The organism is Leptolyngbya sp. UWPOB_LEPTO1, assembly GCF_017302695.1.
Taxonomy (GTDB): Bacteria; Cyanobacteriota; Cyanobacteriia; order Leptolyngbyales; family Leptolyngbyaceae; genus Leptolyngbya; species Leptolyngbya boryana.
In genome coordinates, this window is sequence record NZ_JAFLCJ010000004.1 from 378,435 (window position 1) to 390,099 (window position 11,665).

The following is an 11,665-nucleotide window of genomic DNA, read 5'->3' on the forward strand; positions in this document are numbered from 1 at the left end:
AGATCGGTTCTAGAGGGAATTTAGAGGCTTCTTAACGCTGAACATTCATCACAATGTCAGTCGCACTTTGAGGGAATAGCGAAATCGAAACCTGCGACAGAAAGGGCAAGCTCAACAACACGCTGATCAATGCAATTCCAAACAGAATGGTCAACATATAGAATTGCGATTGCCCAGAGTTGCTATACCGCAGATTGCGTCCACTAATCAGCGTCAGTACGCCAAATAAGTTCAATCCACCATCGACGAGATATTTATCAAACCAAGAGGTAATTTGAGAAACGAGCGCAACGAGGAAAACAACGGTGCTGCGATACAGATTTGGCGTGTAGAAGTCATACGCCAACAAATCTTGCACTCCTTTCCAAGGCAGAACCACAGGTTTCGCAATGTTCTTGTTGAGATAGACGATCGCGCTTGCGGCAATTCCTGTCACCGTTGACCAAATCAGCAGCAATGCCAAATCTGTATTCACTTCAGCCCAACTTGGCAACAGATTCAAGGCTTGCATAATCAACGGCAGATGCAGGATAAAGCCCATCAACACGATCATCGGCAGTGCCATCCAGTAGTGAATTTCTGGCGATCGCTGAGCCATCTGTTTCGACTCGCCTTTAAACACGAGACAAAAGACTCGCGTCACACCAAATGCGGCAAAAGCATTCACTAATAGAACCACACCCACAAGCCAAGGCTGCGTTTCCCAGATTCCGGTCGTGATTTTGAGCAATGCCCAGAAACCGCCCAACGGAGGAAATGCAACTAAGCCCGCTAATCCAATTAAAAAGCTCAATCCAGAAACCGGACGACGCGACCACAATCCACCCAACTGCGTGACATCTTGCGTGATGCTATTCCAAACGACTGCACCACTGCCCATGATCAACAGCGCTGATGCCAAAGCGTGAGACAAGACCAACAGCAAAGCAGCATCCGGTTGCTGCGTTCCCACAGCAATGAACACCAAGCCCATGTATGCCGTCACGAGATAAGATTGCGTCCGTTTGATATCAATTTGCGCGATCGCGATCAACGAACCCCCGATCGCACTGACTGCACCAATAAAGATCGTCACGCCTAACACCGTCGGAGACAACGCCAAAACGGGTTCTAACTTAAACAGCACCCAAGCTCCGGTTGCAACCACGACCGAGTTCCGCAGAATTGAAGCGGGAACTGGTCCTTCCATCGCCTCATCGAGCCATAAGTGCAGAGGGAACTGCGCGCATTTACCCATTGGACCTGCAATTAGCGCTAATCCAACCAAAGTAATCACTTTCGGATCAACCTGAGCCGTTTTTGCCCATTCTGCCAGTTCATTAAAATCCCATGTTCCTGCTAGGGGTAAGAGTGCGACCACACCCATCAACAAGAACAAGTCGCCCAACCGCTTCGTTAAGAATGCATCTCTCGCACCCGTGACGACGAGCGATTGGTTAAACCAGACTCCGACCAGCAGATAAGTCGCGAGGGTCAGAATTTCCAGAATAAAGTAGGAGAAGAACAAAGAATTGCAGAGCACTAAAGCAGTCATTCCCGCTTCAAAGAAGGCAAGCAGCGAGAAGAATCGCGCCCATCCCCAATCCATCTCCATGTAGCCAAACGCATAAGTTTGTGCCAGCAGGTTAATCCCGGTTACGAGGACGATCGCACCAACGCTAAGAGTCGAAATTTCGATCGGAATCGTCAGATTTAATCCTGCGACATCGAGCCAAGGAATCAGAATTTCCTGGGGAGGTTGGTTCCAAGTTGCAGGCAGTGCAAAAGCAGCGTGCAAGAAGGAAGCAAAAGACATCAGACCGTTAAGGTAACCGGAAGGACGAGGACCTGTCCGCCGTGTGATACCCGGAAACCAAAGGGCGGACAAAATCGCGCCCAAAAGAGCATAACAAGGGATTAACCAAATGCTCTGGAGCAAAGGGTGAGCCATCGAAATTCACCTCTAGATAGCAAGCTGAACCAGTCAGAAATTTGAGATAGAAAAAATTGCGCCGAACTCTACGCGATCGCGCTGCAGAATTAAGGTTTAGATTCCCTTAATGATTTGTGTTCCCTTAATATTTACCACACCTAAACATTGAAAGAAACCTTGCTATCGCGAGAGATCGACCGCTGAAATTCAATGGCTGCAATACATATAGTATTTAGATTATGGTTTCAATTCACCGAATCAATTATTGTCGATACTGATTTCCGAGATTGATAGATTTCTATGGTTAATCCAGAAAATAGCTTGTAGCTCAATAAATGTTTTTTTGATCAAATTTTATTGAGAAAAATCTATCAGTCAAATATCTTAATCTGATTAGAATCCGCTCTGAAGATCACGCGATCGCCATACTTTAACCCTGAAATGAAAGGAGCAATCACTTCTACGATCGAGGGATTCTGAAAATGTCCAATCTTCGTTTCAGGATGCGGATAGTAAACGAAACTCTCAAAGCTTTGATGCTGATAGATAATCTGACAGGGGACAAACGAAAAATTCTCTGGAGCAAATCCTTCTGCCCACTCAACATCTCTAAAGACATAGGGAGCAGCAAGAATTTCAAATCGTTTCGGACTGATATCAATGTTCAACGTGCCCGGAAAGCACGCGGTCAAATCAAGTCCACGTGCCTTAAAAATCGGAGTCTGCATCTCGATCGTGCCTTTCGGGTAGGGGCTATGTTCAGCTTTACCTGATGCGACCCCGTACCCTGCTTGCACAGTTCCATCAATTTGTTCAAACATCACAAGACTGGAAAGTGAGTAGCCTCGACTCTAACAATTTATCCATCCAACCTTCTAGATACCTGCGATTGATTTCTTGTTCTTTCGGATCTTGAGTCTCAATTGGATGCGGAGCCAAGCCCAAAATTGCGGCGGTCGTCACACAGAACATTGATTTCTGGAAGCTGTAACAAATTTGAACTCTCAGATCCGTTTCGCCTCTGACCGAGTGCCGATAAATCTCATGCAGATATTCTGGCAAGTAATGCGTCATATCTTGCATCAGCAAGGTGGGCGGAATTCCGCCACCCCCGATCGGTAACGGATCAGCATAAAGCGCCCCGTAAGAGAATCGCTCTTGCTCTAGCGGAATTTGGCGCGCCTGAGCATTGTAAGAAACCGTTCCCATAAACGGAAAAGACTTAAAGAAAACTGCCTCAACATACGGGACAGCCGTATCCATCAAGAAAGTCAGCCCCGCAGATTTTGGCATGAGGTCGTAAGTCTGACCCTCAATTTCAACACTCAGCGTAATCGGCAAGCTCGCATTGTTGACTAAGCCTGCTTTGACATGATTGACGACATCCTGAATCGTTTTGATTTCGCCACGATCATAGCGATCGCTCAATTCCAAGAACATCTCACTCATGACCGTCCAGAATTGTCCAATCCCGCTGTAGTAGCAAGATAAGCGAACTTGCTCTAGCAAAAAGTCTGGAAAGACTTTTGATACAGCTTGAATAAAGAGATTCTTTTTGGTTTTGGCTGCGATCGCTTTTTTTGCTAGCTCAATGAATTCAGCGCTATCGAGGTAAGCATCTAATCCACCTCCCCCGTGCCACATCATGGCTTTCATACAGTACTCAGAGAACTCGTAATTAATGCGATCGTGCCACCAATGCTTGAAAAGCTTTTGAGTTGTAATCTCGCCATCAAAGTACTTGAAGAACGGAAATAAGACTAAAAATTGCTTCTCAGCAATAAAGTTGAGATTTTTCGAGTAAGCGCCTAAGACAACGCCATAGCTTTTCAGGACACCCACAACTTCAACTAAATTCTGAGGCGACTCTGGCAACAATGCGCCACCAGATTCGAGGCGCTCAATGATGTCAGCCAAGGGATGCGTGGATTTGATCGGGGCAGCAACCATAACTTCTCTCTACTCCATCGGTAAACTTGAAACTGGTTCGATCGAGGAATGGGTTTTCGCGATCGTCGAATATTCTTGCAACATGGCGGTCGTCGTACTTTCTGTCCACCGAATCATCCAACTCGGCTGCAATCCAAACACCACAATCAATGCGGCTAACACAAACGAAGGCGCACGCTCAGACCACTGTACCGGAGGCAAATTTGCAAACTGATCGGGCAAGCGTCCAAAGAACGTCCGATTCACCAACAGCAAAAAATAAACCGCAGTTAAGCCTGTCCCAATCATGCTGAGCAACGTTTGCAGTGGAAATGCATTAAAGCTCCCTCTAAAAATTAAAAACTCAGAGATAAATCCGACCATTCCAGGAATTCCAGCACTCGCCATCACGCCCACAATCATCAAACTTCCAATAATCGGCAAGCCTTTTTCAGGAGCAAGTAATCCTTTGAGAACGGTAATATCGCGAGTCCCGGTCTTGGTATACACCACACCTACTAATGCAAAGAGCAGTGCCGAAATCAATCCATGACTGATCATCTGGAAAACTGCGCCCAACATACTCAACGGTGTTGCTGCTGCTGCTGCCAGCAAGATGAATCCCATATGCCCGACAGAACTGTAAGCCACCATCTTTTTCATATCGGTTTGAGCGATCGCAGTGAATGCTCCAAATAGCACGCTTACCACTGCCCAAATCGCTAGACCCGGAGCCAAAGTTGCCCAAGCTTGCGGAAATAGCTGCAATCCAAACCGCAGCAATCCATAAGTTCCGAGCTTCAACAACACCCCAGCCAGTAAAACTGAAATCGGAGTCGAAGCTTCGACGTGAGCATCCGGCAACCAAGTATGCAGCGGAAACAGAGGAATCTTGATGCCAAATCCGATCAGAATTGCACCGAGCAAAATGATCTGAGTGGCTAACGGCAACGTCTGAGAGAGGGTTGGATTATATTCAAACGAACTAGCTCCACTTAACCAAGTCAGACCTAAAAACGCCATCAGAATCAAAATTCCTGAAACTGCGGTGTAGATCAAAAACTTGGTCGAAGCATATCCCCGTCTCGCTCCGCCCCAAATCGCAATCAGCAGATAGAGCGGAATCAGTTCCATCTCGTAGAACAAGAAAAACAGCAGCAGATTATGAGAGAGAAATGCTCCTGCAACTGCCGCATTAATCACAAGCACGAGCGCATAGTATAAGCGCGATCGCTGAACCTTCAAATCCGTTGAAAACAGTGCAATCAGCGTCAAAAAGCTATTCAGCACAATCAACGGCAGCGACAATCCATCTAGCCCTAGGCGGTAAGTCAACCCCAAAGGTTCTAACCAGGGAATATTTTCACTAAATTGCAGTCCGATATTAATCACATCAAACTGGGTCGCCACCACGAGCGAAACAATAAGCGTGAGACTGATCACCGCGATCGCGCTTCTTCTCACCACCAAATCTGAGATCGATCCTGGCAACAGTCCAACCACGATCGCACCCAGTATGGGAATCCAAATCAATGCACTTAACATAAGCGATTCCGAAGTTTAGAAAGTTACCACATCGACCAAGTGAGCAAAGCTCCCAGCAAGCCAACGACCAACGCGATCGTCAACATATAAGCTTGAGAGCGCCCAGAAGCACTATATTTCAGCGTCTCACCACTCAAAATAGAAGCAAGCCCAACTAAATTCACCACACCATCGACAATATAGCGATCGAACCATGCACTAAATTGCGAAATCGAACTGACTAACAGCACAACACTGAACCGATACAGCCGATCAATATAAAAGTCATACGCTAAGAAATCTTGCACAAACCGCAGTGGAGCCTGAATCGGGCGAGTCCAAGCATAGTTGAGCTTCAGTGAGGCTCCCAACGCACAGCCTGTAATCCCTGACATCAGCAACAACCCCGCGGCTGACCAATTCATAAACTCCCAACTGGGCAAAAGCTGCAACGAATTCAAGATGACCGGAACGAGTAAGGTCACCACACTCAGCGAAATCATCGGCACTGCCATTGTCCAAGGAACTTCTGGCGCACGTCGCGTTTTTGGCTGTGGATTGCCCATAAACACTAAGCGATACACTCTCGTCAAACTCAGCGCCGTCAAAGCATTCACCGCTAAGATCACAACAATCAACCAAGGCTCGCCATACCAAAAATCATCTAAGCCTCGCTGCAATGCCCAAAATCCGCCCAGTGGCAGCAAGCCAACTAATCCTGCGGCTCCGGTCAAAAATGCGGTCGTCGTTGCAGGCATTCTCGACCACAATCCGCCCATTTCTGTAATGTCTTGACCACTGGTCGTCAGAATAATCGAGCCAGTACTCATAAATAAAAGCGCTTTCGCGATCGCATGAGCAAACAGCAAAATCAACGCGAAATCTGTCCAACCAATTCCAACCGCAATAAAGACTAATCCTAAATAAGCACTCGTCGAATGGGATAACGCTCGTTTGATATCAATCTGAGCAAGAGAAACTAATGAAGTTCCGATCGCCGTTACTGTCCCAAGCGCCACTAAAGCAGTCGAAGCGACCGGAGACAAACTAATAATCGGTTGCAGCTTAATCAAGACATAAGCTCCACACCCCACAACGACCGAATTTCTCAAAATCGAAGCTGGATTCGGTCCTTCCATTGCTTCATCAAGCCAGAGGTGCAGCGGAAACTGAGCACATTTCCCAATCGGGCCTGAAATCAAAGCCAATCCGAGCAAAGCCGAAACAGTAGGGGACAACTCCGCATGTTCCGCCCACTCATATAAATCTGGAAAATTCAAGCTACCAGAGAATGCTGACAGGGCAACGACACCCATCAGAAGCAATACATCCCCAACTCGTTTTGTTAGAAACGCATCTCGTGCCGCCGTCACGACCAAAGGCTGTGCATACCAGAACCCAACTAATAAATAAGTTGAGAGCGTCAGCATTTCCAACAGCGCGTAGGTCAGAAATAGTGAATTACTGATCACTAGCCCGCTCATTGCGGCTTCAAAAAAGCCCATCAGCCCGAAAAACCGACCCAATGCCCAGTCTTTCTCCATGTAGCCGATCGCAAAGAATTGAGCCAGCAAACTCAACCCTGTAATGACCCCCATCGCCCCAACGCTGATTGGAGAAAGTTCCAGCGAAAACGTCAGATCCAAATCTGCCGCCTTCAACCAATGAATATCAAAATACTGGGGTTCCTGTCCCCAGACCGCACTAAATAGTGCCAATCCATGCACAAACGCCAGCACCGTCGTCAATATATTGAGATACGCCGCTGGACGCTGACCGGAAGACTGAATCAATCCCACCGACCAAGGTAGGGTTAGGATTGCACCCAGTAACCCATAACACGGAACCCACCAGCTTGTTTCAATTAGGAACTGCTGCATCTTTCTCCGCTCACAATCGTTAAGTTTGATAAAAATGCCCCCCGACCGCTCAAACCTGGGGAGCCTCAAAAGGTTGTCTTCAAATAGAACGCTTTAAAAATGCTTGAGATTCAGCTTAGCGTCTCGACTGTGGAAAAGTAAAATGCGATCGATAGACAGAACCAATCATTGTGATTCACTTGGACTTATATAGATTTATTTTATAATTTATTAATATTTTATACATTGCCTAGAAATCGTTCTATGGTTAAAAGTTGACGAACTGAGATGCCGTTTCTACATCAGCCCAACTTATGTCAGAAATTTGCAACTATCATTGGACTTTATATTGCCAAGGGTCAGGCTCGACTCTATTCTTTTAAGTATGGCACTGTGGAAGATTCAAAAAGGCTAAGGATGATGGGCGATCCCCGTCGCTTCTTTCAGTTTAAGATGATGAATTAGTTCCACCTAACTTTTGGAGAATCGAAAATGCCGATCGCTGTGGGAATGATTGAGACGCGGGGCTTCCCGGCTGTGGTGGAAGCCGCAGACGCGATGGTGAAAGCCGCTCGTGTCACCCTGGTTGGCTATGAAAAGATTGGTAGCGGTCGCGTGACTGTTATCGTTCGGGGCGATGTTTCTGAAGTACAAGCTTCTTTGGCAGCGGGATTGGAATCAATCAAGCGCGTCAACGGAGGCGAAACTGCTTCAAGTCACATCATCGCGCGTCCACATGAGAACTTAGAATATGTGTTGCCGATTCGATATACCGAAGCGGTTGAACAATTCCGAAGTTAGCGTTTGACGCAAGTTTGTCTGGTTTGAATTGACATCGTTTTTTGATTGGAAGGGAGAATTACAATGGCTATTGCAGTTGGCATGATCGAAACGTTAGGGTTTCCCGCAGTTGTGGAAGCCGCAGACGCAATGGTCAAAGCAGCTCGTGTCACCTTGGTTGGATACGAAAAGATCGGTAGCGGTCGCGTAACTGTGATCGTGCGAGGCGACGTTTCCGAAGTGCAAGCTTCAGTCGCGGCTGGAATTGAAAATGTGAAGCGCGTTAACGGCGGACAAGTTCTGTCAACTCACATCATCGCGCGCCCGCACGAAAACCTCGAATACGTGCTGCCGATCCGTTACACCGAGGCAGTTGAACCGTTCCGTGAAAGCGTGAGCGGCATCCGTCCGTTGAACCGTCCATAATCCCTGATGCAAATTGCGAAAGTTCGGGGAACCGTTGTTAGCACTCAGAAGGAGCCGAGCCTGAGAGGGGTAAAGTTTCTTCTGGTGGAATTCCTAGATGAGGAAGGGCAGCCACTTTCAGTCTACGAAGTGGCTGCGGACAACGTTGGCGCAGGGGTCGATGAATGGGTTTTAGTGAGTCGTGGCAGTGCGGCGAGACAGGTTCCCGGTAGCGAGAACCGTCCCGTCGATGCGGCTGTGATCGCCATTATTGATACAGTGAGCGTGGATAATCGCCCGCTGTACAACAAAGGAACTCAATACTAGAAGCTTCTCCCTGCACAGATTTAGCTTGCTGAATGTGCGGTTTTGTTAGGAGAAAAGATATGGCAGTCCGTAGCTATGCGGCTCCGCCTACCCCGTGGTCGCAAACCCTAGCTGAACCGAAAATTGATGAGTCAGCGCAAGTTCACTCATTCTCAAATCTGATCGGCGATGTGCGGATCGGAGCGAATGTGTTGATTGCGCCGGGGACATCAATTCGGGCAGATGAAGGGAATCCGTTTTTCATTGGACAAAATTCCAAAGTGCAAGACGGAGTTGTGATTCATGGATTAGAGCAGGGGAGAGTCGTTGGGGACGACGGAAATTCCTATTCGGTCTGGATTGGAAACAATACTTCGATCACCCACATGGCACTGATTCACGGACCTGCCTATGTGGGTGACGGTTGTTTTATTGGATTTCGATCGACGGTGTTTAACGCCCGAATCGGAGAGGGTTGCATTGTGATGATGCACGCACTGATTCAAGATGTCGAAATTCCGGCTGGGAAGCTTGTACCGTCAGGTGCAGTGATTACCACCCAGCAGCAAGCCGATCGATTACCAGAAGCGAGTGAGCGCGATCGCGCCTTTGCGACTTATATGGTCGGTGTGAATTCGGCATTGAATGTTCCCAGTGCGAGAAATGCGGCTGTTCCGAGTCGGGATGCCGCGAATCAGTCCACAGCAGATGTTAAAGCTAGCAGTAGCGCTACAGAAAATGGGTCAACTATGAGCGGCGAAGTTATTAACCACGTTCGGCAATTGCTGGCGCAAGGATATCGGATCGGGTCAGAACATGCAGATAAGCGGCAGTTCCAGACCAGTTCTTGGAAAAGTTGTGCGCCGATTCAAGCAACAAACGAGTCCGGTGTTTTGGCAGCATTACAAGCCTGCCTTGCAGAACACAGTGGCGAGTATGTTCGCTTGATCGGAATTGATACGAAGAATAAGCGACGAGTTTTAGAGGCAATTATTCAGCGTCCAGGAGACAAGCCTGTATCGTTGGGTGGCGGCTCAGGCTATGCGGCAGCTCCGTCTTATAGCAATTCGTCTTACAGCAGTCAGCCTGCTTCTAACGGCAATGGCTATAGTGCAGGCGGTTTAGATTCGGCAGTTTTGGCTCAAATCCGCCAAATCTTGTCGAGAGGCGGACGCATCGGAACCGAACATGCTGATAAGCGGCAGTTCCAAACTAGCTCTTGGAAGAGCTGCGCGCCGATTCAGTCTACGCAAGAATCTGCGGTGGTCAGTGAACTGCAGCGCTGTTTGGCAGAGCATAGCGGTGAATATGTTCGCTTAATCGGGATTGATACTCAGAATAAGCGTCGGATGTTGGAAACCATCATTCAACGTCCGGATGGTAAGCCTGTCGCTCAACCGACTTCGCATGTTGCGGCTCCGGCTTCTGCGCCTTCAGGTGGTAGCGGCGGTTCGACTTCGGGCGACGTTGCTGATCAAATCAATCAACTGCTAGCTCAAGGTGCAGTGATCGGTTTGGAATTTGCGGATGAGCGACGCTTTAAATATGGCTCTTGGAACAGTGCACCTCCGATTCAGGCGGGTTCTGCTTCGCAAGCCTTGGCTTCTCTCAACGCATTCTTACACGAACACAGCCATGACTATGTTCGTTTAGTTGGCGTTGATCCGAGACAGAAAAAGCGTGTTGCTGAAGTCGTGATTCACCGTCCGGGAAAAGCTCATGCTTCTAACGGCAATGGCTACAGCGGTTCTGCTGCTTCTGAACCTCCAATGTACAATGCACCGTCAAGCTACAAGTCTGAGCCTCCGCTTTATACACCCTCTAGCAATGGTAACGGTCGTCTAAGTTCGGATACTGTGGATCAGATCCGTCAGTTCGTGCGTCAAGGCTACAAGATTGGGGTAGAGTTCGCGGATCAGCGACGCTACAAGACCAGTTCTTGGCAGACTGCGACTTCGATTCAGACGAGCCGCGATGCTGAGGCAATCTTAGAGGTTGAAGCTGCGATCGCGAACTATTCTGGTCTGTATGTTCGTTTAATCGGAATTGATCCGAAAGCAAAGCGACGTGTGGCTGAGTTAGTGATTCAACAGCCAGGTAAGTAGTAACTCCAATGCAATCGCCGCCCCTACAACTATTGCCCGTGAGTACGACCCACTATTATGTGAGTGGTGATGTCACGATCCATGCAGGGGCAGCGATCGCACCTGGGGTTTTGCTGCAAGCTGATCCGGGTTGTCAAATTGTGATTCGTGCCAGCGTTTGTGTTGGGCTTGGCTCGGTGATTCATGCTCATGATGGAGCGATCGAAGTCGGTGAAGGGGTAATTGTTGGGGCTGGCGTGTTGCTGGTTGGCAGTTTGATTGTTGGCGATCGCGCTTGTGTCGGATCGGGGACGACGGTGATGAATCGATCGATTGAGAGTTTGTCGATCGTGCCTCCAGGGTCTTTGATGGTTCAGCAGGCGAATGTCGAAGAAGTAGCGTCAACAGAAAAAGAAGTATTTGAGCCTGGATTTTGTCCACCGCCACCTGAACAGAACAGTGCGGAAGAGGCTCCACAAGATAATAATGGTTCAGCACCAGCAGTAGAAACGGCTGAGACGAACGGAGCTAAACCGGATGCTGAGATGAATGGATCAAAGCCGACACCAGAACCACAAGAGTCGGATGAGATTGAGTCGCCTAGTCCGCAAAATGGGCAGGTGTATGGGCAGGCGTATGTAAATCGATTGTTGGGGAAAATGTTTCCGAATCAACAACAGTTACCGAATAACAATGGCAACTCGCCTTGATTAAGAGAGAATGCTTTGAAGGTAATTCGGGTAGTGCTTTATAGGGAAGGACGTAGAAAAGAGAGGAAGCGATAATAGAAAAGGAGATTGACTTGAGCTGACTCTTGATGATCAAGCCCTTACTAACCTGTCCGAACTGCGGTTCACACGACATCA

10 protein-coding genes are annotated in these 11,665 nt (G+C 48.1%); 5 read left to right on the forward strand and 5 right to left on the reverse strand.

Annotated features, from left to right (window positions below):
* Nucleotides 1-31: 31 nt before the first annotated feature.
* The 5 genes from J0L70_RS09315 to J0L70_RS09335 all read right to left on the reverse strand — a co-directional run bounded on the left by J0L70_RS09315 (nt 32) and on the right by J0L70_RS09335 (nt 7,245).
* Entirely contained in the window at nt 32-1,930 is a 1,899-nt protein-coding gene (locus tag J0L70_RS09315; RefSeq protein WP_017290230.1) for an NAD(P)H-quinone oxidoreductase subunit F, read from the reverse strand.
* Between the two features lie 353 nt (nt 1,931-2,283).
* Entirely contained in the window at nt 2,284-2,733 is a 450-nt protein-coding gene (locus J0L70_RS09320) for a hypothetical protein (RefSeq protein WP_017290231.1), read from the reverse strand.
* The gene (locus J0L70_RS09325) at nt 2,726-3,862 is read right to left on the reverse strand and encodes a CO2 hydration protein (protein WP_287454173.1); all 1,137 of its coding nucleotides are present in this window, start codon (nt 3,860-3,862) and stop codon (nt 2,726-2,728) included. Before J0L70_RS09325 ends, J0L70_RS09320 begins: the two co-directional genes overlap by 8 nt.
* A 9-nt stretch (nt 3,863-3,871) precedes the next feature.
* Nucleotides 3,872-5,386, reverse strand: a complete 1,515-nt coding sequence (locus tag J0L70_RS09330) for an NADH-quinone oxidoreductase subunit M (protein ID WP_017290233.1) — start codon at nt 5,384-5,386, stop codon at nt 3,872-3,874.
* Between the two features lie 23 nt (nt 5,387-5,409).
* Nucleotides 5,410-7,245 carry an NAD(P)H-quinone oxidoreductase subunit F gene (locus J0L70_RS09335; protein WP_017290234.1) on the reverse strand — a complete coding sequence of 612 codons (1,836 nt, stop codon included), beginning with the start codon at nt 7,243-7,245 and terminating at the stop codon, nt 5,410-5,412.
* A 471-nt stretch (nt 7,246-7,716) separates the two neighbouring features.
* On the opposite strand from J0L70_RS09335, the gene J0L70_RS09340 reads away from it, so the two are divergent.
* The 5 genes from J0L70_RS09340 to ccmN all read left to right on the forward strand — a co-directional run bounded on the left by J0L70_RS09340 (nt 7,717) and on the right by ccmN (nt 11,509).
* The gene (locus J0L70_RS09340; RefSeq protein ID WP_017290236.1) at nt 7,717-8,025 is read left to right on the forward strand and encodes a carbon dioxide-concentrating mechanism protein CcmK; all 309 of its coding nucleotides are present in this window, start codon (nt 7,717-7,719) and stop codon (nt 8,023-8,025) included.
* 63 nt (nt 8,026-8,088) lie between these two features.
* Nucleotides 8,089-8,430, forward strand: coding sequence for a carbon dioxide-concentrating mechanism protein CcmK (locus J0L70_RS09345; protein ID WP_017290237.1), 342 nt, complete (start codon nt 8,089-8,091; stop codon nt 8,428-8,430).
* Nucleotides 8,431-8,436: 6 nt separating this feature from the next.
* Nucleotides 8,437-8,736, forward strand: a complete 300-nt coding sequence (gene ccmL, locus J0L70_RS09350; RefSeq protein WP_017290238.1) for a beta-carboxysome shell vertex protein CcmL — start codon at nt 8,437-8,439, stop codon at nt 8,734-8,736.
* Between the two features lie 59 nt (nt 8,737-8,795).
* The gene (gene ccmM, locus J0L70_RS09355) at nt 8,796-10,820 is read left to right on the forward strand and encodes a beta-carboxysome scaffolding protein CcmM (RefSeq protein WP_287454177.1); all 2,025 of its coding nucleotides are present in this window, start codon (nt 8,796-8,798) and stop codon (nt 10,818-10,820) included.
* A gap of 8 nt (nt 10,821-10,828) precedes the next feature.
* Nucleotides 10,829-11,509, forward strand: coding sequence for a beta-carboxysome scaffolding protein CcmN (ccmN, locus tag J0L70_RS09360; RefSeq protein WP_287454179.1), 681 nt, complete (start codon nt 10,829-10,831; stop codon nt 11,507-11,509).
* Nucleotides 11,510-11,665 lie beyond the last annotated feature (156 nt).